The 24,763-nt window shown below is 41.2% G+C and carries 16 protein-coding genes and 1 pseudogene; 14 read left to right on the top strand and 3 right to left on the bottom strand.

Annotated features, from left to right (window positions below; all coding sequences use genetic code 11):
* Nucleotides 1-60: 60 nt before the first annotated feature.
* The 10 genes and pseudogenes from EZ449_RS15750 to EZ449_RS23135 all read left to right on the top strand — a co-directional run.
* The gene (locus tag EZ449_RS15750) at nucleotides 61-3,015 is read left to right on the top strand and encodes a SusC/RagA family TonB-linked outer membrane protein (RefSeq protein WP_131560553.1); all 2,955 of its coding nucleotides are present in this window, start codon (nucleotides 61-63) and stop codon (nucleotides 3,013-3,015) included.
* Between the two features lie 8 nt (nucleotides 3,016-3,023).
* Nucleotides 3,024-4,508 (top strand): RagB/SusD family nutrient uptake outer membrane protein, encoded by a 1,485-nt coding sequence (locus EZ449_RS15745; RefSeq protein ID WP_131560551.1) that lies wholly within the window; start codon nucleotides 3,024-3,026, stop codon nucleotides 4,506-4,508.
* Between the two features lie 11 nt (nucleotides 4,509-4,519).
* Entirely contained in the window at nucleotides 4,520-5,596 is a 1,077-nt protein-coding gene (locus EZ449_RS15740; protein ID WP_131560548.1) for a SusE domain-containing protein, read from the top strand.
* A 42-nt stretch (nucleotides 5,597-5,638) separates the two neighbouring features.
* The gene (locus EZ449_RS15735; protein WP_131560546.1) at nucleotides 5,639-7,021 is read left to right on the top strand and encodes an alpha-amylase family glycosyl hydrolase; all 1,383 of its coding nucleotides are present in this window, start codon (nucleotides 5,639-5,641) and stop codon (nucleotides 7,019-7,021) included.
* A 41-nt stretch (nucleotides 7,022-7,062) separates the two neighbouring features.
* Nucleotides 7,063-9,192 (top strand): glycoside hydrolase family 97 protein, encoded by a 2,130-nt coding sequence (locus EZ449_RS15730; RefSeq protein ID WP_131560544.1) that lies wholly within the window; start codon nucleotides 7,063-7,065, stop codon nucleotides 9,190-9,192.
* A gap of 948 nt (nucleotides 9,193-10,140) precedes the next feature.
* Entirely contained in the window at nucleotides 10,141-10,545 is a 405-nt protein-coding gene (locus EZ449_RS15725) for a hypothetical protein (protein ID WP_131560542.1), read from the top strand.
* A gap of 2 nt (nucleotides 10,546-10,547) precedes the next feature.
* Nucleotides 10,548-10,964, top strand: coding sequence for a glycoside hydrolase family 76 protein (locus EZ449_RS15720; RefSeq protein WP_165499784.1), 417 nt, complete (start codon nucleotides 10,548-10,550; stop codon nucleotides 10,962-10,964).
* 55 nt (nucleotides 10,965-11,019) lie between these two features.
* A complete protein-coding gene (locus EZ449_RS15715) occupies nucleotides 11,020-11,622 on the top strand; it encodes an RICIN domain-containing protein (protein WP_131560538.1) in 603 nt (200 codons plus the stop codon).
* A gap of 148 nt (nucleotides 11,623-11,770) precedes the next feature.
* Complete coding sequence (locus EZ449_RS23140) at nucleotides 11,771-12,127, top strand: hypothetical protein (RefSeq protein ID WP_225872342.1); 357 nt, start codon at nucleotides 11,771-11,773, stop codon at nucleotides 12,125-12,127.
* Nucleotides 12,021-12,275 (top strand): annotated as a pseudogene (locus tag EZ449_RS23135) (helix-turn-helix domain-containing protein); the annotation flags it as partial. The gene EZ449_RS23140 and the pseudogene EZ449_RS23135, both read left to right, overlap by 107 nt.
* Before the next feature lie 787 nt (nucleotides 12,276-13,062).
* Here EZ449_RS23135 and EZ449_RS15705 read toward each other — a convergent pair.
* Nucleotides 13,063-14,739, bottom strand: a complete 1,677-nt coding sequence (locus EZ449_RS15705; RefSeq protein WP_205943017.1) for a glycoside hydrolase family 2 protein — start codon at nucleotides 14,737-14,739, stop codon at nucleotides 13,063-13,065.
* 119 nt (nucleotides 14,740-14,858) lie between these two features.
* Nucleotides 14,859-16,373: an alpha-galactosidase gene (locus EZ449_RS15700; protein ID WP_165499783.1), complete on the bottom strand. Its 1,515-nt coding sequence runs from the start codon at nucleotides 16,371-16,373 to the stop codon at nucleotides 14,859-14,861.
* Nucleotides 16,374-16,665: 292 nt separating this feature from the next.
* Here EZ449_RS15700 and EZ449_RS15695 point away from each other — a divergent pair, with 292 nt between their 5' ends.
* Together EZ449_RS15695 and EZ449_RS15690 are read left to right on the top strand one after the other, a co-directional pair.
* Complete coding sequence (locus EZ449_RS15695; protein ID WP_131560529.1) at nucleotides 16,666-16,896, top strand: glycoside hydrolase family 2 protein; 231 nt, start codon at nucleotides 16,666-16,668, stop codon at nucleotides 16,894-16,896.
* A 52-nt stretch (nucleotides 16,897-16,948) separates the two neighbouring features.
* A complete protein-coding gene (locus EZ449_RS15690; RefSeq protein ID WP_131560527.1) occupies nucleotides 16,949-18,538 on the top strand; it encodes an alpha-N-arabinofuranosidase in 1,590 nt (529 codons plus the stop codon).
* A 773-nt stretch (nucleotides 18,539-19,311) separates the two neighbouring features.
* On the opposite strand, the gene EZ449_RS15685 is transcribed toward EZ449_RS15690, so the two are convergent.
* Entirely contained in the window at nucleotides 19,312-19,899 is a 588-nt protein-coding gene (locus EZ449_RS15685) for an RNA polymerase sigma-70 factor (RefSeq protein ID WP_131560525.1), read from the bottom strand.
* A gap of 225 nt (nucleotides 19,900-20,124) precedes the next feature.
* On the opposite strand from EZ449_RS15685, the gene EZ449_RS15680 reads away from it, so the two are divergent.
* Both EZ449_RS15680 and EZ449_RS15675 read left to right on the top strand, forming a co-directional pair.
* Entirely contained in the window at nucleotides 20,125-21,171 is a 1,047-nt protein-coding gene (locus EZ449_RS15680) for a FecR family protein (protein ID WP_131560523.1), read from the top strand.
* Nucleotides 21,172-21,412: 241 nt separating this feature from the next.
* Nucleotides 21,413-24,751, top strand: coding sequence for a SusC/RagA family TonB-linked outer membrane protein (locus EZ449_RS15675; RefSeq protein ID WP_205943016.1), 3,339 nt, complete (start codon nucleotides 21,413-21,415; stop codon nucleotides 24,749-24,751).
* The last annotated feature ends 12 nt before the right edge of the window (nucleotides 24,752-24,763 follow it).

Genomic DNA, 24,763 nt, shown 5'->3' with positions numbered 1-24,763 from the left:
ATGTACAAACTAACAGCTATCGGCTGAATATTAATAATTGATAACCAAATATAATTCGCTATGAAACAAGTTTACTTGTACAAGTATGGTCTGGCCATTCTGGCCCTTCTTTTTTCCATCAATGCATTTTCGCAGAGCATCTCCTATAAAGGTAGGGTTGTAGACGAACGAAACCTGCCATTACCCGGAGTAAGCATAAAAGTAAAAGAAACAGCGCAGGGGGTAACAAGCGATAATGCGGGTAACTTTCAGTTTACTTCAACCAATAAAGGTCCGCTTACCCTAAATATTAGCTACGTAGGATACGATGCTATTGAGAAAAGTATTTTAGCCGGACAGGAGTTTACCGTAGCACTTGTGCCAAATGCAAAATCGCTTTCAGAGGTTGTGGTAATCGGTTATGGTACCGTAAAAAAATCTGACGTAACAGGGGCAGTTTCTACAATAGGCAGTAAAGACCTCAACCCAGGCTCAGTAACCAATCCGCTTCAACAACTGGCAGGTAAAGCCGCGGGAGTAAATATTACGCAGACAGGTAGCGAGCCGGGAACTTCACCTAGCGTTAGGATCAGGGGGATAACTTCATTAATTGGTGGAAATGATCCCTTAGTGGTTATAGATGGTATTCAAGGGAATATGGATCTTTTAACCCAGGTACCTCCAAGCGAGATTGAATCTGTCGATATCCTTAAAGATGCATCAGCAACTGCAATTTACGGTTCGCGCGGTGCTCCCGGGGTAATCATTATTACAACAAGAAAGAGCAAAGCAGGTAAATCAAGCGTTGATTATACCGCAAATACCTCTATTGATGTGCTACCAAAAGGTTTAAAAACATTGGATGCCGATCAATGGTGGCAACAGGCGCAGCTTTATAATGTTCCTGCATCAGCTAACCATGGCTCAAGCACAGATTGGTACAACCTGTTAACACAAACTGGTGTTACGCAGAACCATACCATAGCTTTCGGGGGAGGTGCAAACAATTTTAATTACCGCGCCTCACTTTCAGCAATCCTGCAGACCGGCTCTGTGATTAAATCCAATTACAAAAATTACATTGGTAGAATCCAGGCAACCCAAAAGGCTTTAGACGACAAGTTGACCTTAACAATGAACCTGAACAATGGTATCAACAATACCAATTACAGTCCAACAGGAGTAGGCAGGGAAAGTTTCCGTTCAAACCTGATTTCAAATGCCTACGTAACAAGGCCAACAGATCCGGTTTACAATACCGATGGTAGCTATTATTCTGATCCGAACATATTTCAGTACATCAATCCTTATGCAGTAGCGAATACGGTTGTAAATGAAAATCACATTAACAGTTTGTTTGGAAGCCTTCGTGCCGATCTTCAATTGTATAAAGGTTTAAGCGTTGGCTGGTTCGGTAGCTGGAGAAAGGTAGATGGAAACTCTGGATACTATCTTCCGGCTGCCTCTACAGTATCTACAGCGATTGATAACCAAGGGATTGCAAATATTAACAATTATCACAATGATGAGAAGCTGATGGACATCAGCTTAAATTATAAGGTAAATTTTGGCGACCACAGCCTTGATGCTGTTGCCGTTTATGAAACCCAGGCGCAAACCTATAATGGAAACTTTGCACAGGCAAAAGGATTTATCAATGATATTGCAACCTATAATGCGCTTCAGTTGGGCGACCTTTCCAAAGTTACCCCAGGCGACATCTCTTCGTACAAAAACGACAGAAGCCTGGTTTCATTTTTAGGGCGTGTAAACTATTCATATAAAAACCGCTACCTCTTAACCGCAAGTTACCGGAGAGATGGTTCATCTGTATTCGGTGTAAACCATAAGTGGGGCGATTTCCCATCTGGTTCCATCGCATGGAAAATTGATGAAGAGTCTTTTATGAAAGATCAAAATATCTTTAGTGCACTTAAACTGCGTGGTGGATACGGCATAACCGGTAACCAGCAGGGGCTTTCTCCTCAGGGATCTTTACAGTTGGTTGGATACTCTGGCGTTACTTATTTTGGTGGCGCACCAATCACAAATTTCGTGGTGAGCCAGAATGCAAATCCCGACCTGCGTTGGGAAACACGTAAACAGACCAATATCGGTATCGATTTCGGATTGTTCAAAGGCCGTTTAACCGGAACAATCGATGCCTTTACAGCCACTACAGATAACTTGTTGTTTGGTTACACCGTGCCTCAGCCACCTTTTCCCTATCCAAACATTACGGCCAATGTTGGCAGTTTGTTAAATGAAGGGCTAGAACTTTCTTTAAGTTATGATGTAATCAAAACCCAGAATACAACATTAACACTGGCTGGTAACGGATCACTACTGAAAAACAAGGTACTTAGCTTAAGCGGTAGCATTGCCGGCGTACCACTGAATACAAATTATGTTTCATGGGGCATAAATTCATACCTGATTGAAGGGATGCCGATCGGTAGTTTCAATATTTTACAACATAAGGGCAAAGATGCCGCTAACGCCGAAACGGTTATAGATCAGAATGGAGATGGCTTGATCGATCAAGGGAATCAAAGTCCTGATAGGGTGATTGAAGGATCTGCTATTCCAAAATATACTTATGCATTTACACCGAGTTTTAGGTATAAGAATTTTGATGCCTCTATGGTATGGCGCGGTTCGGGTGGAAATAAGATTTACAACACCATCAGGCCGAGCTTGAGTTATTTCGAAAACCTGGGTAAATCCAACGTGTTAGAAAGCGCTGTACCACTTGGTCTTTATACCTCTCAGTACAGTTCAGATTTGTGGTTGGAAAACGGTGCTTTCTTAAGGTGGGAAAATCTATCATTCGGTTACACCGTAAAAACAGAAAAAATCAAATATGTAAGTTCACTAAGGCTGTCCCTTACCGGATCTAACCTATTGTTGATTACCAAATACACCGGGATTGATCCCGAACTTAATGTAAGTGGTGGCAGTGGCTCAGGTTCTGACGGAGGGATTTATCCAAGAACCAGGACATTCTCTCTGGGTTTAAATGTGGTTTTTAAATAGTAACGAACATGAAAAAAATATTATTAAGCTTTATCATATTAGCGGTTGCAACCCAGGGTTGCAAGAAAGTAAATGAAAGTGTTTACGATAAATATTCAGCCTCCGAATTTTACAGTTCGCCAAAAGGAGCCGATGTAGCACTGGCCAATGTTTATTCGCAGGTTTCAGGAAACTGGGGTACCGGTTATGCCGGGGCAGACAACTGCTGGTATGACTTAAATACCATGTCGTCAGACGAGCAGGTTATTCCACACCGGAATACAGGCGATTGGCAGCTCGATTTTGCACAGCTTTATCAGCGCCAATGGCTTCCCACATCAGTTATTGTTAACAATACCTGGAACTGGCTTTATAAATCGATCTATACAGCAAATTTAGCAGTAGATCAGTTGCAGCAATCAAATGCCGAAGCTTCTAAGATTGCCGAGGCAAAAGTATTGCGGGCATTTTTCTACTACCTTTTAATTGATGACTTTGGTTCGGTACCTTTTTATACCGATAACAACATCACTGTTGATAAAATCCCACAGGCCAGCAGAACAACGGTTTATAACTTTGTGGTAAAAGAACTTACCGATAATGTTGATAAACTTACCGAAACCAAGGGAGGTGTATATTATGGCCGTTTTAATAAATGGGCGGGTTATGCACTTTTAGCCAAGGTTTATCTTAACGCAGAAGTTTATACTGGAACAGCTAAATGGGCAGACTGCCTGGCAGCCTGCGATAAAGTGTCGCAGGGAAGCTTTAGTCTACATCCTGGTGGTGCAAATGCTGCAAGTCCGCTGGGCTATCAGTATTATGAACTCTTTGGCGATAAACTGCCTGAAGATGAAACCATTCTTGCCATTTATGCTACTGCAGACATTGTTTCGAGAAATATTTACGCACTCCGCAGTGTGAACGGACCAAATGGTGTAGCACTTTTTGGCTTCAGCGGATGGAACGGAACGATTGTGCCACGCCCTTATTATGATAGATATGATAATGCCGACATCAGAAAGAAACAATATCTGGTTGGCGCACAACCGGGTGGGGTAACTTATACCGCTGACGTGACTTCGCTTGATAATCCTGGAGCAGGACCGAACGAAGGGATAAGGGGAGTGAAGTTTTTCCCGGTTCCGCCACAAAACGGTAGTGGTGAATCCAATGACTTTCCTATTTACCGTTATGCGGATATCCTCTTGATGAAAGCCGAGTGTAATGTACGTTTAGGCAATGCGGCGGCGGCTAAACCGTTTATCGATCAGGTGAGACAAAGGGCAGGTTTAGGGGCATTAACATCCAACCCGAGTTTAGAGGATGTTTACAACGAACGCGGCTTCGAGTTAAATTGGGAAGGCCACCGCAGGCAGGATATGATCAGGTTTAACAAGTTTTTGCTTGCCCATGATTTTGCACCTGCCGCACCGGCATTTAGGTTATTGTTCCCGATTCCTACAAGCGCACTTAATGCCAATCCAGGTTTAAAACAGAATACAGGTTATTAATTCTCAAATCGATGAAAAATTCAATATATCTAATAATCATGCTTTTCGCAGGGCTTTTCCAGTCATGTAAGAAAGAAAAAGAACTGACCGTATTAAAAGCCGTTTCGTTCAGCTCTTCATTAACGGCAAATAAATCAGCTGTGGTACTTTCTCCGGCTACGGATACTTCTGCTGTTGTAACTTTTTCATGGCCTGGGGTCAGTTTCCCGATCAAGGCATCGGTTACCTATACCCTCGAAATTGATGTTCCTGCTGATACTGTAGGCGCCGCAGCTTGGGGAAATGCAACCAGCGTAGCAATCGGTAATGATGTGCTGAGCAAATCCTATAAAGGAAAAGATCTCAATGATCTTGCCTTATCAATGGGGATTGGAAGTGGTACTACCGGAAACCTCGTATTTAGGGTTAAGGCCTATCAGGACCGTGCTACTTACAGCAAAGCGGTTTCGGTTAAGGTAACCACTTATCTTGCTCAGGCTGTTTATCCACATTTATATATCCCTGGCGATTATCAGGGGTGGTCGCCGGCAACTGCGCCTACGGCGGCTGCTTTACAACCAAAAATATATGAAGGTTACATTTATATCCCGGCTGGGGTAACCAATTATTTCAAGATGACCACGGCAAGAGACTGGAACCATATTAACTATGGCGATGCGGGAGCAGGTAAGATTTCGGTTGATGGCAATGCTGCCGGCCTTTTAGCACCTGAAGCAGGGTATGTGCAGGTGTCGGTTAACCTGAACACCAATACCTGGTCGGCCATAAAAACAACCTGGTCTATCCTGGGCGATGCTTCTCCGGGAGGCTGGAGTACCGATACCCAGCTTACTTATAACCCGGCTACACAGGTGTGGACGGTAACTGCTGATATGGTGTCGACAGGATCGTTTAAATTCAGAGCCAATAATGCCTGGAATATCGACTTTGGTGTTGATGCCAATGGAAAAATTGCTTATGCTGATAGCCCGGTTTACGGGTATAATGCTGCGGTAAACAATATCACGGTACCATCCAGTGGCAACTATACCATTACACTTGATCTTCATGATCCATCAAACTATAATTATAAGCTTAAGAAAAATTAATCTTTCCCCGGTGGTTTACCATCGGGGTTAAATAAGATCAACATGAAAAATAATCAGAAGCATATCATCATAAAAGCATTCCTGTTCCTTAGCATTTCTCTTTTTACTTTTTGTAAAAAGGATGGGAACCAAGTTGTTTCGGATACATCTTATCCGCAATATGGCACTCCATACAGCGCAGTACCCAATACTTCGGATGCAATTATCTATCAGGTTAACCTCAGGGCCTTTAGTCAGGAGGCTACCTTTAAAGGGGTAACGGCCAGAATGGATTCTATTAAAGCACTAGGCGTTAATGTGGTTTACCTCATGCCGGTATATCCGGTAGGTGTATTAAAATCTGCCGGTGGGCTTGGCTCTCCATATGCCGTTAAGGATTACAAAGCCGTAAACACAGAATTCGGTACGATGGAAGATCTGAGGGCATTGGTTAATGCTGCGCATGACAGGAATATGGCTGTAATGCTTGATTGGGTGGCCAGTCATACCGCTTGGGACAATGCCTGGATTACCAATAAAAGCTGGTATAAACAAGATGCCAATGGTAATATTATCCCCCCGGAAGGAACCAATTGGACTGATGTTGCAGCGCTTGATTACAATAAGTCAGATATGAGGCTTGCCATGATTGATGCAATGAAATATTGGGTTTTTAACGCCAATATTGACGGTTTCCGTTGTGATGCTGCTGATTTTGTGCCGCTTGATTTTTGGAAACAGGCCATTGATGCGCTAAGAGGGATTACAACGCACAAACTTTTAATGCTGGCCGAAGGAACAAGGAACGATCACTTTAAAGCAGGCTTTCAGATGGTTTATGGCTTTGGCTATTACTCGGCCTTAGAGAATAAGGTATTTGGAAATGCTGCGCCTGCAACTGTTCTGCAAGATTTTAATACTTCAGAATTTGCTCCTGCTTTACCAGGATCGCAAGTGGTGAGGTACATTACCAACCATGATGTTTATCTTACCGATGGTAGTCCGGTTAATGTATATGGGGGAAAAACAGGCGCAATGTCTGCGTTTTTGGTAACTGCATTAATGAAAGGCGTGCCCATGATCTACAATGGTCAGGAAGTAGGCTGCACCAGGGGTATTGATTTCTTTTACCATACTCCAATAGATTGGACAACAAATCCGGACATGAAAGCTGAGTACAAAAAGATTATCAGTTTAAGGAAAAACAGTGCGGCCATTAAAACAGGCGATCTTACTGTTTACAGCAGTGATGATGTTGTGGCTTTTACCAAGTCATCAGGTAGCGAAAAAGTATTGGTCCTTGCCAGTATACGAGGAAATGCCACTACCTATTATATCCCTCCTGTGCTACAGGGAACATGGAAAAATGCATTTTCAGGTAGTCCTGTTACTTTGGGCAGCCAATTATTCTTTCAACCATACCAGCATACTGTACTCACTAAATAAATCAGAAAACTTTTTCATTGCCCATTATTAACTCAGTTGTTATGTTCAAAAAACAATCCATCTTCTTAAGCCTGATCCTCTCCGTAATTGCATTTAAAGGATTTTCCCAGCAATCAGTTCCACTTTCCCTCAAAATGAAAAATGTTGGGTTTACCTTTAACCTCAATGCACAAGGAACTCCTGTATACCAAATTTCATATGGCAAAAATGAAGCTGTAAAAAGCTCTGTTTTAGGATTTAAACTAGATCAGGGGATATCCCTCGCTGAAAATTTCAAGTTGCTAAAAGCTGACTCTGTTACTGTAGATGAAACCTGGAAACCGGTTTGGGGCGAGGTTGCGCAGATTAGAAACCACTATAAGCAACTTACTGTGCATTTGGTTCAACAGGGGCAAAAATCTATTTTGCTGGATATTGTATTCAGGATATTTGAAGATGGGCTAGGTTTTAGATATGAATTTCCCGTACAGGAAAATTTAAAATCTTTTGTGGTAAAGGAAGAACTGACAGCCTTCAACATGACGGGTGATCATAAAACTTTCTGGATCCCTGCTGATTTTGATTCTAATGAATATAAATATACTTCTTCTCCCTTATCTGCAATAGATGCCAGAAAGTGGGGCCTGATCTCTAGCGGAACGATTGAAGGAAATATTCCAGACCAAAGCGCTGTGCAAACCCCTTTAATGATGAAAGCTGCAAATGGTCTTTATATCAATATTCACGAAGCTGCGCTGATCGATTATCCATCAATGCAACTGCATGTTGATAAAAGTACATTTGGTTTATCATCCAGCCTGGTGCCGGATGCGCGGGGAAATAAGGCTTACATGCGTACCCCTTTTCATACACCATGGCGTACGGTAATTGTGAGCGATAAGGCAACAGATATCCTTTCCTCTAAAATGATCCTCAACCTGAACGAGCCCTCCAAAATCGAAAATACATCGTGGATCAAACCAATGAAATTTATGGGCGTATGGTGGGAAATGCAGGTAGGGAGAACAAGTTGGAACTATACTGATCAGATGGAAACACTCCATGGTGAAGGAAAGTACGTACCGAATGGCCGGCATGCCGCAAATACAGAAAATGTTAAACATTATATCGATTTCGCGTCTAAAAATGGGATTGAAGGTCTCCTGGTTGAAGGATGGAACAAGGGCTGGGAAGAATGGACCGACGATAAGGAAGAGAAATTTGATTTTGTAACGCCCTATCCCGATTTCGACGTTAAGGCAGTTTCTGATTACGCCAAGGCAAAAAATGTGAAGATGATAATGCATAATGAAACAGGGGGTAGTGCAACCAGCTACGAAAGGCAGATGGACACCGCTTTCCGTTTCATGAACAGGTATGGTTACGGTTCACTAAAAACTGGTTATGTATCGGGTATCGTGCCACGCGGGGAGCACCATGACGGGCAATGGATGGTCAATCATTATATCCGTTCGATCAAAAAGGCAGCAGATCATCACGTGATGATTGACATCCATGAGCCAACGCGTCCAACCGGCCTTCACCGCACCTATCCCAATTTTATGGCATCTGAAGCGGGAAGGGGCAATGAATGGAATTTCTTCTCTGATGGAAATCCTCCCGAGCATGAAACTATTTTACCCTTTACCCGTCTTATAGGTGGTCCGATGGATTACACACCTGGTATATTCAAATTGAGAGATTATGCGCCTGGGGTGCCAGAACGCCAGATGCATTCCACACTGGCCAAGCAGCTAGCACTTTATATTACCATGTACAGTCCCTTACAGATGGCAGCTGATATTCCGGAAAACTATTCGGCCCATATGGATGCCTTTAGGTTTATACAGGATGTTGCTGTAGACTGGGACGATACCCGGATAGTAGAGGCTGAGCCTGGGGAATACATTACCATTGCCAGAAAGGCGAAAGGTAAAAATGAATGGTTTTTAGGAGCGATAACCAATGGAGAAAAGAGAGAGACAGTCGTAAAGCTTGATTTTTTGGATAAAAACCAAATCTACACTGCAACAATATACGCCGATGGAAAAGATGCAGAATGGAAAACCAATCCAGAAAACTATCAGATAAAAACGATTAAGGTGACGGCTAAAAGCGTTCTTAAATTAATGCTTGCACCGGGTGGTGGGGCAGCAGTGCATTTCAGATTATTGACAAATCCCAAACTATAATAAGTTTTTAAGAGCTGGAAATTTGTGCAATAATTTACAACTTGGAGTGGCCGGAAGAAATTCTGGCCATTTTTTTTTGACATTTAACATGAGGGCTTTTCAACCGGCGTGCCAATACCAAATCTCATATCAAACTTGCGTAATCCCTACTTTAACTTTTCAAAATCCAATCGACTTCCCGATTGCAAACGCCTTGAACCTGTTTTGCACATAGGCTTGAAAAGCAAGATATGCTTTTTACAGTTTGCTAGGGTAAAAGGAACTTTGAAAAGGCTTTTACCATTAATGCTTTTTTAACCAGTGGCTTAATTGCAGGCTTTTCCATGCGATCAGCATAACACTGGCTCATTGAAGCTCTCCATTCCCCATTCCAGTCTATTATGGCACGGAGACGAGAACTGTAGGCGCAACCAATCGGATGATCGAAGCCCGGGCATAGGGCTTCGATGATCGGGAAGACCAATCACAGGTTATTGCTGAACTTAAGAAAACCGGTACTCAGAAAAGCTCCAGCAGGAATTTAAAAATGTGGGACTGATTGTGCAATGTTGGCTGAGAAAAATCCCGCTCCGGCAGAAAGCCGTTTTATTGCCAAGGTTAGGTACAGTGTCAGTCAATTCAAATCACAATATGGGAATTCTCTTTTCAAAAAGTACAGGTGGTCAAAAAATAAGAATAATTTGACAAACGATGTAATTGATTAAGCGTTTAATTTGTATTATTAAACTGCATGAGTAGAATTATTAGTTTGATCATGGCAATTTAAAAAAATTGTAAACACCAAATATATAAATCTTAAATTTTACTTTATGAGACACAAAAATCTGAGTCACAGAATAGAATGGCCCTAGTACTGTTTTGCCTTTTCGTTGCCGCTTTTAATTTGACTTCGTGTAAAAAGTCAGATCCGGAGTTACCCGACCCAATTTGGGTCACCCGAAATCACAAATGGCTATAGGTCCAAGTGCCCTGCTGTCGGACGTCAATGCCAATGCGGATGCCGCTTTCAATGCCTATAACACTAGTTTTCTGGTTACATCAGCAAATACCCAATATTATAAAGAAGCGCTTAACGTTCCATCAAAGGACTATTTTTGGAGGCAGGCATTGGATATTCAGATGGTTGAAGATGTCTTTCTCAGGACTAAAAGTTCTGCACATAGAACTCTGATTACTAATTTGCTAAATACATTCTTGCAACAAAATCAAGGAAGCGGTGGTCTTTACCACTGGAACTGGAATGAGTATAACGATGATCTCCAATGGGCGGGGATCGCCTTTGCCCGAGGTTATCAGATTACCGGAAATACGACTTTTTTAAGTCAGGCTCAATACGCTTTTAACCGCTTATGATCGTGGATGGACCTCAGAGTTGGGTGGCGGTTTATGGTGGGATGCATCAGGATAAATCGGGGCTGAGTAATAATCCTGAAATTATTTTAGGTTGCTATATTTATGAAGCGACTAAGGATATTACCTATTTAAATAAGTCAATTGCCATATACAATTGGGTTAAATCTAAACTATACAATGCATCAACAGGCGCCGTTTATGAAAATGTTTTACCCAACGGTACAGTAAGCAATTCTGCAAATGTTTATAATATAGGTGCTTTTGTGGGGGCAGCCAATCATCTTCACCGTTTAACGGGTAATTCGTTGTATTATGATGATGCCAAACGATCGGTTGATTATGTCAGGAATAATAAAACAGTAAATGGTATTTTGACGAACGGGGACCCGACAGGGTACCTGGCAGTCGGAATTCGTTAGGGCCCTTGGAGAATTTGTTAGAGACAATAATCTTTGGAGTACCTACTATACCTGGATGAAACAAAATGCAGATCAAGCATGGAATATCAGGCGGACAGATAAAAACTTGATCTGGAATAGCTGGACGACGAGCACGCCAACTGATAACATTACTACAGCTTTAGAGTGTGTTGGCGGGGTAATTATGCAGCAGGTAACACCAGTTACCCAACCAGGGGGAATCGTAAACAACTCGGTATATAGGTTAACCCCGAAAATAAATTCCAACAGTGCTTTGGAAATCCTCGGTTCGCCAATTGCATCTCTTGCGCAGATCTGGCAATGGAATGCAGGGGCAAACCAAAAATTTAAGATAATTTCATCTGACTATGGTTATTACAGGCTCATCCCTCAGCACAATACGAATTCATCATTAGATGTCACAGGGGCAAATCCGGCAAACGATACACCGATTGAAATTTACACCACCCAGAGTAATAATTCTGCTAAACTATTCAAGTTAGTATATGATTATGATGGATATTATAAGCTGAAACCAAAATGCGCGCCCTCAAGCTGCCTTAATCTGAAAGGAAATAATCCGGCAGATGGAACCAAAGTCGTATTGTGGCAAGAGTCAAATGGAGATAACGAACGCTTTTCGTTAAGTGTGCAATAATAAATCCAGTTTTTCTTAATTTTTTCCGAACCCAAATACCGGATGATCTGATGGTCCGATATTTGGGTTTAAAGCTGTTGCTATTGGATCCGCCAATTATTACGGTAATCCAAAAATGTATCCTCTGGAATGTTCAAAAAGAACGTAAGTGGTATACAAGTTAATCACTCGTTTATGTTTTATGGGGATGAAGCCTGATAAACTGAACAGGCGGTTCCGGAGGCAGTACAGTATTGAGGGTGGGAGGGAAATTACAGATGACTTGCAAACTGGTAAAAAAAGCTTTGTATTCTATCTGGCTGGTGATGCTTATAGTGCATCGGCTATTTGGAAAGAGGAACCTCAGAGTGCACAAAGCTCACAGCATCTTTACTATTTTACCGCGACCATCCCGGCAGCCAACAGTCCAATACCTATCAGGTCAATTGAATATATCCGCAAGTTATCTGGGCGATATGATGCGATCGTTTACAGGTCAAAACGCACGAGAGCACATCCATCATAAAATAATTGAAAAAGCAAAGGAAAAATTGTCTACTTCTAACTTATCAATTGCCTATCAGTTGGGTTTTGAACATCCGCAGTCATTCAGCCGTTTGTTCAAAACAAAAACAAACTTATCACCAATCGGATTCCGGCAGACTTTTAATTAGAGACTGATAAATTTTTATTGTTGGAACGGAAATTTTGTTCAGATCAATAATAAGTATCCGTTAGATATCTAAGGGATATAATGCGGTCGTTTACAGACCAAACGCCTAATACCATATCCATCATAAGATTGTTTAAAAAGCAAAAGAACTGCCTTCTTTTGCATATTAGTTGCCGAAATTGGACAGCTGGGTTTTGAGCATCCGCAGTCTTCCAGTCGTCTATTTCAGACAAAAACATGATTATCACTATTATATATCAGGCAAAATTTGATTGAACAACGATAAAACCATATTACACAGCAAAACTTTCCAACTGACTTAAAAAGGTGTAATCGTTCCATAGGTTATTCGATTTCTGACCATCTGTCTATCCGAATACAACAATGATTTTAGAGTTTATATCTCAATTTCAGAGAATGAAGATTTCTACATCTTAAGAAGTCCAAATGGTACAACGGTTGTTTAAAAAGGACTGTTTGAAAGGTAATTTGCAGATCCTAGCGCGATTGCCCGAACGAAATTTGGTTTGCTTGTATCACCTCTGGAACCAATATATTCTAATGGGATTTTTTGCGAAAAAAACCACTTTAGAAATCTAAGGGGAGTTTCTCCACTAAAGCTGAATTAGTGGGGAATCCATAATTATATCAAAGCACTAGTTCAAATAAGCGCCACAGATCACAATGGCTGCCATGATACGGTAAGCTTTCCTCGAAATAAATTATATTCATGTCAAAATTCCCCTGATATGGACAGTTTCCATAAATTTTGCAAGAGATATGTTGGGTTAGCGCGTACTATAAAAATCCTTAATAATATACCAGGCCTTTTTCTTTTCGCCTTTTTCAGACAACAAACCTTTACGGTTCCATCCTTGCTGATATTTTAGGTTCATGCGGAACGGCGTCCTGAAATCAGCCATTATCCAAGGGCAAACTCCTGCCAAAAAAGGAATTTTGTTAAACATTACGATATTATCTTTGTACAATTGTTCCTGATATTCTTCGCCCCACACACTTTTATCATCAACTGGACCATGTTGGCCAGATACGGCCTCCCCCCCAAACTCAGACATGATGAGTGGTTTATTGAATTTGCTTTCCCAAAGCACCTCCCCAGGTTTTGACGGCCATCCAGCGTACCAGCCCATATACTTGTTTGCCGCCAGTACATCAAGCGATTTGCTCAGTTCGTCATCAATAGTAATCTTATTGCCCTCTTGATTAAAGTGATCGAATGCCGAAGAGACTAGCCTCGTCGAATCGAGATTTCGACAGATAGCTGCCATTTGTGTCAATACTTTATTTCTGTCGGGTGAAGGCTCAGTCTCATTAGATAAGCTCCAGATAATGATGCCGCAACGGTTCTTGTCCCGTTCAACCATTTCGCTAAGCATGTTTTTGGCCTTATCCAATATGATATTATCATTGAAGGCAATTCCTTGCCAAACCGGAATTTCCTCCCACATCATAAGGCCCATCGCTTCAGCCATGCGCACCGTATGCTCATTTTGGGGATAATGTGCCAACCGCACAAAATTACATCCCAGCTCTTTTGCCCATGTTAACAATTGTTTGGCATCTGCATCATCAACTGCGCGTCCCTGGCGTTGAGGTATCTCTTCATGAAAACTTATCCCTTTTAGAAACACTGGTTTGCCATTCAACACGATTTGTGTGCCTTTTACCTGTATGGATCGGAAACCGATTTCATCTTTTATCGTATCGGTTGCGCTAAAAATATTGACCCTATAAAGCTTTGGCCTTTCGGGCGACCAAAGTTTAAAATTTCCTTTGATATCAATCAGTGCCTGTCCATTTTCGTCAACTTCAAACTGACGATTGGTTTTGAGCTCAGGAATACTTACCGTAACAAAACCTGCTCTGTTAGCACCCTTCAACTTTACCCATCCAATTATTCTGTTCATGCTATTTTTCTCCAGCTGAATAAAATAATCGTCAATATACGTTTCGGTTGTTTGTACCAGGTAAACGTCACGTGTAATCCCCCCGTAGTTCCACCAGTCAAATGCCATCGCGGGAATTCCATCAACACGGCGTTGGTTATTTACCCGTACAATCAAATCATTATTTCCTTCTTTGATTGTAGAAGTTACCTCAAACTGAAAAGGAGTAAAGCCGCCTTCATGGCCGCCTATTTTTTTTCCGTTAAGATATACATCCGCCTGGTAATTTGCCCCGCCGAAATAGAGAAAGGCTTTTTTACTTCCCCTTTTATGGAAATTGACTACTTTACGATACCACACACTTCCTTCGTAATATTTCAACTCGGGGAGTTGCGAATTCCAGTCACCGGGTACATTTAAAGTTAGCGCATCAAACCTAAATTCCTTAAATGCATTTTTATTAAGTGAACTATCGTTATATGAATCTGCACTGCCTCTATTATACCAATCGGTAATGACCTGCCACTTACCATTAAGAATTTGTTTCGAACGGCCCATCACATTATTCATCGGCGATTGCGCGAAACAAGGTTGACTTAAAAAAAGAAATAAGATTATACAGGGTAGCACATGTGTTTTAGTAGTGACCGTCATGGTGATATTTAGCTTAATACAATTTATTTTTGAAATACCAATAGCATTCCTGGTTCAGATTTATCCCCATTGGTTGCGGCAGACAACCCAACCCTATCAATAAGAGCTCCCGGAATGGTAACCTTATTCCCATTGGTTATAATCTGTTTAGTGATATCAACTGGTATTTCACCTGCCAGGTCTTGAGCTAGCACCCTAGTGAATGAAATTGGCCGGTCTAATTGAAGAGTAAGGGAACTGTAGTGACCGAAAATTCCAAATGGTTTATCTAGTGCATCAATCTTAAGTGTAACGTCGGCTTTTGGCTTTAGATATTCCCGGTCAATCGTACGACCCAATGAGGCGACAGCTATGGCCCCATTTGGATATTTTGATGCAAGGATGTAAGGTGCAAACGCTCCTGTTTTTATAACTACAGTTGGCTTCTCCAATCCTCTAGTAATTATTGCAGGCGCCTGCCAGGCATTTTTATAACCGTCCTTATCATGGGATTTTAACCAGGTTTCATTTGTTTTCATTGTCCAATAATCGTGCAATATAGCAGTATCAATATAAAAATCTGTTTTATCGATCCCGAATGGAAGTGCTATCCTATGCCAAAGTACGGCCCGGGTCTCTTCATCCAAACTACTTTTCAGATCTTTTCCAACTGGTGGAAAAGCATGGTCCTGTACGCCAGTTGGTAAATTACCATTGTAAGAATGGCGCATAATCCCAATGGCGCATCCCAAACCTACAGCTATATAAGGCTCGTCTTCACAATTGATGATACTTACTGCCTGGCCTTTTGGTAAAGCGGTAAGCAACTTTGAAACGCGGTCAATAGTGTGAGGAATCGATATGACATTTTCAACATCGTAAGTGCGATAAACTTCGGCGGTTGCCATGGTAGTTGGTGTCATTGCCTGTTCAATAATCAATGCAGGGGCCACCTTTTTTCCTAGCTCGGTTAACCAGGTTCTCCATTCCGCACTTTTCGAATCTTTCCCCCAATCGACTTTCCAATAGCTGATTCCGGCATCCTTCATCCAGTTTAAACGTTCTGTCCAATAGGTGGTATCATTCTCAATCTGCAGATTCGGTGCTTTTTGAGCACAGATCCACAATCCCAGGCCTTTCCAACCCAAAGCCTTTGTCTTTTTGGTCAATGCAGCTAGTTTTTGCGCTGGTGTTTGACCCAGTAAAGTCGGAAAACGTCCTGAATCGACAATCAGACTTCCATAATAACCTTTATCACCGTTCAGTGGGATATCCCAAGCATCATCTAAAACCAGATAAAGATCTTTATGAAGCCTGGAAAACATGTTTCCCCATCCTTCATACTTTCCTGTTCCAAAGATGTTTTTTTCATTCATGGCCTGTCTTGTTGTCGGGCTCGATTGGTAACCGGTTGCAAAACCTTGCACATTCCAAGTACAGAAATAATCCGGGGCCTCAGATGGCTTTGAGGGGATCAGAGAGCTATTTTGTTTCTTTTGGCTATATCCCGGAAGTGAAAGAAAACAGAACAGGCAAATCAGTAAAATTTTATTTTCCATAGAATCTGTACGGTAAATATTTAAATCAGTTATCGATTCTACGATATGGTATCAGACTAATTTTATTATACCAATTGCAAAGAACCTGATTAAGTTAAAATTTACATTGACGTTTTGTGCTTTTTTTTTGTCATTATATCCTTTTAATAAGTTAGGCATGGCATTAATGTTATATTGCTCTACGAATGTGCTGGCACAAAATTATAATTTGGCAGTTATAGCAGGACATTTATTTTATCAGGCAATAAGTTGTTGACTGTATTGATAATGGTGACAATTTCAAGATGGGATATTGATCTTCATTAAAAGGTTTGCGGAAGGTAAATTATTTATAAAAGCAAAGGTTAATAATGTTTCAGGCCCGCCGGCATTTTTTACACAGTTAAAATTACAGGATGGGATGGAGAATAACCTGGCGCCAACTTATTATACTGATAATTTTTTTAGGCTACTTCCAGGGGAATCGAAAACGGTTACCATAGAAGTAGCCGTACAAACAGAAATGCAGATAATCTGCAATTAATTACAGAAGCCATTAATACGGCCAGTATAATACACCTATTAAATAACTGAACATGTTGTCACGTAGAAATTTTATCACGCTTGCCGGTAGAGGTGGGCTAAGTTTTGCCTTCGCAAATAAAACAGTTGCCGGGGTTATCCAATCGTTTGATACGGCTTTACTGGAGGCAACCATCACTATTGATTTTACAAATCCCGAAGGAACGATTGACAGAGCCATTTACGGGCAGTTTATTGAACATTTAGGACGCGCGATCAACGGTGGTATTTTTGAAGAGGGGTCGCCCTTATCAAACAAAAAAGGTGTCCGTTTGGATGTGCTGGATAAGATAAAGCAATTGCACCCAACAGTAATGCGCTATCCCGGCGGTACATTTACCAAAATATACCATTGGATGGATGGCATCGGCCCGCTAAATGAACGCCGTGCCCGCCCCAACCTGATATGGGGCGGGCTAGATACCAACCGTTTTGGTACAGATGAGGCCATTACCTATTCAAGGACAATCGGCGCTGATCCTTATTTTTCGGTAAATATGGGTACGGGCACTGCTGAAGAAGCCGGTAATTGGGTGGAATACTGCAATGGTATCCAAGATACCTATTATGCTAACCTGCGCCGTAAAAATGGGCACATGGCACCTCATAAGGTAAAATATTGGGGCTTGGGTAATGAGGAAGCAGCTGGTCCCGATATTGGCCGCCTGCAAAAAGTGGAGGATTACGTAAAGGAAGCGTGGTTTTATACCAAGGCCATGAAATTGCAGGACAAATCCATCAAACTGATTTTATGCGGTGCCGATGATAAGGCCTGGAATGATCATGTGTTAAAAGAAATGGGCGATGTGTGTGATTATATTTCTTTGCACTGCTATGTTGGGGCCGACAAGGCCAAACCGGCCTCGCTTTTTCCACATGTAGAAAAACTGGAAAAAAGCATATTGGAAATTAAACAGAGCATACAAGCTAATACTGTCGTAAAAGTTACCGATTTTAAAAAATGGTACCGTTTTCCGCCGAGGCCCAACCCTGTTAAAATTGCTATTGACGAATTGGGTATTTGGGAAACCGGTACCGGGGCATATGATCTGGAAGATTTGTATAACTGGAACCACGCTTTGGGTACGGCAACCTTTTTCAACATCATGCAAAGGCAGGCATCAGTAGTTGGCATGGCCACCTGGGCGCAGACAGTGAATGTATTAGCCCCCATCATGACCAGTAAATCGGCATCAGTTTGCCAAACCATTTATTATCCGATGCAGTTTTATCGTGAACACGCGGGTAATATCAGTCTAAAATGTGATGTTAAAACCAGCGATATGCAGATTCCTGGGTCCGAAGGTGCAAAAACACTCGATGTATCGGCGACACTAAATGAAGCAGACGGAACATTTACCCTGTTTGTAGTGAACCGTCATCCCGAATCGGCGGTAAAAACTCGCTTAGGTAACATCGACAGTAAAAAATATAATACTGTTAAAGCTTATGAGCTAAATGCAGCAAGCATACTCGCCATCAACACATTGGAGCAACCTCATAAAAATGTCGTAGTAAAAAACGAAAAAAGACTTAGTGGCATTGTATCCGAATACATTTTTCCTGCCCATTCTATCACTGCACTCGTCTATGGAAAAGTTTAGGTCCACAGACCAATTGTTCAGCAGGTTTATAAAAGGCATCGTAAGATGCCAAAAAATAAATCATTTGTTCAGAACTGGATCTCCAACACATTGTTCAAGAAACTACTCTCGATTCCCTCGGAAGCAATATCGTGTCGGCGTTTGTCATTTGCCGGCCCCAACAGAACGCTCCCCTAATATGTCCCTGTCCAGCGATGGACAGATGAACTTTCAAAAAAAATCAGTAGCCCTAAGCTTTAGATCCCGGGCTATCTTCTGAAAAATTGTAAGATGCAGTGTGTAATATAGGCTGACAGGGCCGCGCCTGATCACATTCAGGGAGGCGATTGCCGGGATCGCTCTTGCAACAGATCGCCCAATAGAATATAATGAACTTTATGAAGTGGAGTATGTAGCAATGTCGGGAAGTGCCAGAATCCCGAGCAGGTTATCGGATCGGTTCCATATCTGTTTTCCCAGGTGCTGGACGGACTAAACGAATCGACTACCTCTGGTGTAGAAGCGGTACTGGACAGAAAGCCAAGAGATTTCACCCAGTAACCATAGATACTTGGACAGCAATATTTGTCCGTTGGGCAAAAGCAGTAAATGGCGAGTTGGCTGTGTGCTTTTTTGTGATATAAGACTCCTACAGTTTACATTTATAATAAATCCATGGATATAATTATTTAATGTTTCAAACAAAATACTATGAACACATATACGTTGCCGCTAATTGCCCTTGATTCTTCCGAACAGGGTACGGGTCTGGGATATTGAAAGGAAACTTAAAGCTAATTGTATTTTGTGGCTTCTTCTTTTTTGACCGAACGGTCGTATTCCTTCATCAGCAAACTTAGTTTGCCCATGGCCCGGAACAATTGGGTATGTACGGTGCGTACGGATAACGAAAGAATATCTGCAACTTCCTTGCATTTCATGCCATCTTCTTTTACCAAACGGAAAACAATTTTGCACTGTAAAGGAAGGGTTTCAATCACGCTGTCCAGCTTTAGGAGCAGTTCTTTCTTTTCCATTTTAAGGTCCGGACTTGCGGTATCAATTAGCTCGGTAGTGTGCTCATCGATATTAACCAGATGGATGGATGACATTTTTTTATTGTAGTTCAGTGACTGGTTTTTGACACATACAAAAAGGTAGGTTTCGGGGTTCTCGATATGTTGAAGGTTTTCCCTGTTCTGCCAGCACTTAACAAATACATCAGAGACAATCTCCTCAGCTACTTCCCTTAAATGGACATAGTAAATGCAAAACTTGATCAACCGCGAATTCAAATGAAAGAAAAGTGCTTCAAATGCTTTTGAATCATTTTCTTCCACGAACTGTTGCCAGAGCATTTCCTTTGTGGTTGGGTTCTTCATATAGTTGTGCGAAACACTAAAATCTCGGCTAAAAAATATTTGGTTATTTAGGGATGCTTCAAATGTATTAAATTTTCGGATATAATAGCGATCTATTTATCTTTCAAATTAATGATCCAATATAAGAATATTAGGGCACTTATTTTTTTTATTTTTTTTTGAATTCTTGTAAGTACTTTTTTATTTTTTGTTGTCCTTGCTTTTAAGTAACCCATTACAATTAGAATGAGCCAGGAAAAATTTATCGAATTGATCACTAAAGAGCTGCTGGGCGAACTCACATCCGATGAGTATCGCGAGCTGATGCTTTTGCTGAAAAAAGATCCTGGTTATGCTAAACAACGGGCCAACTTTAAAATGTACTGGGAAAGTGATCAGGAGAACAAATCTGATGATCAGGCACTGTTTCAAAAAATCACCACTACAATCAGGGAAACAGAACCTGAGTTTAATATTGAAAAAAGTTTGCAGATAAGAAAAAAGCTTTTCCCCATTCTCTGGAAAGTCGCAGCAGTACTGATCGTTGTTTCTTCGGTATATCTTTATAAAATATCTTCATCAGTTACTTTAGATAAAAAAGCACTTAGCGTGCAAACCGTTTCGGGTGAAAAAAGGGTGTTGATCCTTTCTGATGGGACAAAAGTAACCATCAATGCGGCCAGTAAATTGTCGTACCCAGCCAGCTTTAAAGACTCCATCAGAGAAGTGTACCTTAAGGGTGAGGCGTTCTTTGATGTAAAGAAAGACCGTTTACACCCATTTGTAATCCATACCGGGAAAATGGATATCCGCGTACTGGGAACCGCATTTAATGTGAAGGCTTATGGAAATGATAAATTTAGTGAAACCACTTTAATCCATGGAAGCGTTCAGGTAACCCTTACCGATCGCCCCAAAGACCGTATAATCCTTAAGCCGACAGAAAAACTGGTTGTAAAGTATCCTGATCCAGTGAAGAAAGAAACAGCTGATGTTGAAGATATGCCAAATGCCCTGCCGGCAATTTCCTACATGCAGAAAAAGGATAATATTGTGATTGAAACCTCCTGGCTGCAAAGCAAAATGATCTTCAAGGACGAGGATTTTGAATCATTGACTAATAGCCTAGAAAGACAATACGGTACGAAGATCCAGTTTCAGAATATGCACCTTAAAGACCTTAGGTTTTCTGGTGTCTTTGAAAAGGAAAGCCTAACTGAGGTATTGAGCGCCTTACAATTAACTGAAAATTTCAATTTTAAGGTTGTGAAAGACAAGATTATAATCTATTAAAATAAACACCAGTAAATTCTAACCATATAAATCAAATTCAACTAAATGAGCAAAGACAAAAAAGAGAGCGAAAAAAATACGGGGATATAAAATCCCCGTAACTGACAAGATGTTTTAACTAACCAGGCTGCTTTGGACGGAAGCCTGATCATTTCACCTTTAATTCTGTAATATTATGAAATTTTTTTTACATCCTCTGGGTGTTCAAAATACCTTTTGCCTAAAAAAACTGTGTTTAATTATGAAATTAGCAATTATGCTAATATTTGTTCTCAATTTTCAAGTATTAGCGAATGTTTATTCGCAAGGTAAAGTCACCTTAAATCTTCCTTCTGCTGATTTCAAACGGGTTATTTCTGAGATCGAAAAGAAAACCAGCTACCGTTTTGTTTTCAGCGAACGTAAAATCCCATCAGGTATATATACCGACCTTAATGTGGTCGATCGAGAAGTACCAAGCTTGATTAAACAGTTGCTGGAAGGAACTTCCTTTACCTATCAAATGCTGCCCAATAACCTCATTGCGATAGTTCCCACAGGAACTGCAGACCAAGATCTTGGGGAAAGGGCAGATATTGTAATTTCCGGGGTGGTCACGAGCCAGAACGGGGAGCCTATCAGCGGGGTTTCCATTGGTTTAATCGGAGGGAACAAGGGTACCCAGACCGCTGTTAACGGTAGTTTTCAGATCAGTGTCCCGGCAAACAGTAGCCTTCGTTTTTCTTACGTAGGTTACATCACAAAAGAAATCAAGGTTGGAAGCGCAGATACTAAATTGGCTGTTCAATTGTTAACCGATAAGAACGAGCTAAATCAGGTTGTAGTTGTAGGTTACGGAACCAGGAAAAAATCTGATGTAACTGGTGCCATTACAACAATTAGTGAACAGGCAATTAAAGATGTGCCAGCTTCTAATCTTGCTTCTGCATTACAGGGACAAGGTGCAGGTATAGATATTCGCAAAAACGGTGGCGATAGTAAGCCAGGTGCCACTCCAAGTATTTTGATACGCGGACAAAGATCCCTGAGTGCTACAAATTCACCTTTAATCGTAATCGACGGAATTCCTTTTAATGGTAATATCAATGATATCAACCAGGATGATGTTGCATCAATAAATGTGTTAAAAGATGCTTCCTCCACTGCCATTTATGGCTCAAGGGGAGCTAACGGTGTGATTTTAATCACTACCAAACGAGGAAAATCAGGTAAGCCTGTTGTAAACTACAGTGCTTATTTCGGACAAACGGATGTGGCACGCAAGTTTGAGCTGTTCAGTGGCGAAGAATTTATTACCTATAAAAAATGGGCTAACATAAATGGTTTCCCAGGAAAATATACCGGTCTTGATGATCCTTCATTTTATACAAATGGCGTATTCGCTCCTGAAGAGGTAGAAGGCGCTAAAACAGGTCGCAGTACAGATTGGCAGGATTATATTTACAAAACAGGTATTATGACCGATCATCAGCTTTCGGTTAACGGCGGAACAGAGGCCACTCAATATGCATTGTCTGCCGGTTACTTTAATCAAACCGGTATTTACGAAGGTCAGGGATTTGAGCGTTATAGTGTTAAACTGAGCGTTGACCAAAAGTTAGGCGAAAGATTCAAAATCGGATTGAGTTCTCTAAATAATTTTTCTTTAAGGAAGGGTGAAAATGCAAGTAACATGCAATATGCGCTACGTGCTTCTCCTCTTGCTGCCCCTTATGATGCTGAAGGTAGATTGTTAAATAATTTCATCCCTGGAAGTAATAACCAGGTATGGAACCCGTTGGCTGATATTCTTCCTGGCTCAGCTGTAGAAAACAGACAGCGTTTTGGAACTTTTACGACCATTTATCTTGATGCTGAAATTATTAAGGGTTTGAAATACCGCTTTAATGCGGGTGCTGAAATTAGAAGTGAAAATTATGGAAACTTTTATGCCTCAAAAACCAATTTTAATAGGGGTGGTGCAAACACTTCCTCAAACCGCTCAAGTTTTGATGTGAATTATACATTAGAGAACATCTTAACGTATGATAAGACATTTGGACAGCACAAATTTAATTTTACCGGTTTGTACAGTCTGCAGGATCAACGGGTACAGAGCAACCAGTTTAATAATTCCAATATTTCTTTTGATGAATTGGCTTATTATAACCCTACTTATGGTGCCAACCTGGTTGGTTCAGGTGCGGAATCAAAATGGTCTATCATTTCCTACATGGGAAGATTGAACTATGGGTTTAGCGATCGCTTCCTAGCAACACTTACCTTGCGCTCTGATGGGTCATCGCGCTTGGCCCCGGGTAATAAATACCATGCCTTCCCCTCTGCAGCGGTGGCGTGGAATGTTAGCAACGAATCATTTATGAAAGGTATAAATGCATTGAGCAGTCTTAAATTAAGGGCAAGTTATGGAAATGTGGGTAATACAGCTATCGACCCCTATCGAACATTAGGCAACTTATCGTCTGTTACCTATAACTATGGTCAAACCAACGTTACCGGAGCTTATTTAACAAATGCCGGTAACATAGCTCTAGCATGGGAATATACTTCTACAGCAAACATTGGACTAGATTTTGCACTATTGAATAACCGCATTTCAGGTTCAGTTGAGGTATATAAACAATTCACAAAGGATTTACTCTTAGCGCAGGTATTGCCAATCACTTCAGGTATTCCAAATCCAACAATTGGAAACATCGGAAAAAGCGAAAACAGAGGTCTTGAGGTACATATTGGCACGGTCAATATCCAGGGAGCAGAAAAAAATGATTTTACCTGGACAAGTGATTATAACTTCTTTTTAAATAGAGGAAAGATTACAGAGCTAGGCTCTGGGGTAACAAGAAATATTGGTAGTAGATGGTTTGTCGGTGAGCCTGTAGATTCATACTATGATTATAGAAGATTGGGTATATGGCAGAATACGCCCAAGGATATTGCAACAGCGACAAAATTTGGTTTAAGCACCACTGGTGTAACTTCTGTGATCGGTACCATCCGTGTAGCAGATCTAAGTGGTCCTAATGGATTACCTGATGGGAAAATCGATGATACCTATGATCGGGAAATTATTGGATCAAGCCAGCCGGATTGGGAAGGTGGGATGACACAAAGAGTGGGTTACAAGGGGTTTGATTTTACAGTAGTCGTTTTTGCCAGAATTGGCGGAATCCTTAGCAGTGCTATCGAAGGAGGTAACGGTATAAGTACATATGCTGGTACCTACAATAACTTAAGGGTGAATTATTGGACACCTAATAATAATGAGGACAGATTTCCAAAACCCAATACCAATCCAACTGGGGTAAATGGTTTGCCTAATTACCTATCTACATTGGGCTATTATGATGGAAGTTTTGTGAAAATCAGAACCATGAGTTTAGGCTATAACCTTCCGACATCAATTATACAAAAAATTGGTGCCCGCTCGGTTAGGGTATATGCTACGGCTTCAGATCCCTTTACTCTTTTTTCTCCTTACGTGAAAGCAGGTGGATTAGATCCTGAATCTGCAGGTACAATCGGAATTGATACTCCTCCGTTGAGATCATTCCTTTTTGGGCTTAATGTTTCATTTTAATTTAGACGCTGT

This window comes from Pedobacter frigidisoli, from assembly GCF_004331675.1.
Taxonomy (GTDB): Bacteria; Bacteroidota; Bacteroidia; order Sphingobacteriales; family Sphingobacteriaceae; genus Pedobacter; species Pedobacter frigidisoli.
Note: the sequence above shows the minus strand (reverse complement) of the source record. Positions and strands in the feature narration are given on the sequence as shown.

Coding starts and splice junctions, on each gene's coding strand:
- EZ449_RS15690 (WP_131560527.1), top strand. CDS start 16,949: ATGTTGTCACGTAGAAATTTTATCACGCTTGCCGGTAGAGGTGGGCTA.
- EZ449_RS15700 (WP_165499783.1), bottom strand. CDS start 16,373: ATGGAAAATAAAATTTTACTGATTTGCCTGTTCTGTTTTCTTTCACTT.
- EZ449_RS15685 (WP_131560525.1), bottom strand. CDS start 19,899: ATGAAGAACCCAACCACAAAGGAAATGCTCTGGCAACAGTTCGTGGAA.
- EZ449_RS15675 (WP_205943016.1), top strand. CDS start 21,413: ATGAAATTAGCAATTATGCTAATATTTGTTCTCAATTTTCAAGTATTA.
- EZ449_RS15750 (WP_131560553.1), top strand. CDS start 61: ATGAAACAAGTTTACTTGTACAAGTATGGTCTGGCCATTCTGGCCCTT.
- EZ449_RS15725 (WP_131560542.1), top strand. CDS start 10,141: ATGGCTATAGGTCCAAGTGCCCTGCTGTCGGACGTCAATGCCAATGCG.
- EZ449_RS15715 (WP_131560538.1), top strand. CDS start 11,020: ATGAAACAAAATGCAGATCAAGCATGGAATATCAGGCGGACAGATAAA.
- EZ449_RS15680 (WP_131560523.1), top strand. CDS start 20,125: ATGAGCCAGGAAAAATTTATCGAATTGATCACTAAAGAGCTGCTGGGC.
- EZ449_RS15735 (WP_131560546.1), top strand. CDS start 5,639: ATGAAAAATAATCAGAAGCATATCATCATAAAAGCATTCCTGTTCCTT.
- EZ449_RS15730 (WP_131560544.1), top strand. CDS start 7,063: ATGTTCAAAAAACAATCCATCTTCTTAAGCCTGATCCTCTCCGTAATT.
- EZ449_RS15745 (WP_131560551.1), top strand. CDS start 3,024: ATGAAAAAAATATTATTAAGCTTTATCATATTAGCGGTTGCAACCCAG.
- EZ449_RS15740 (WP_131560548.1), top strand. CDS start 4,520: ATGAAAAATTCAATATATCTAATAATCATGCTTTTCGCAGGGCTTTTC.
- EZ449_RS15705 (WP_205943017.1), bottom strand. CDS start 14,739: ATGGGCCGTTCGAAACAAATTCTTAATGGTAAGTGGCAGGTCATTACC.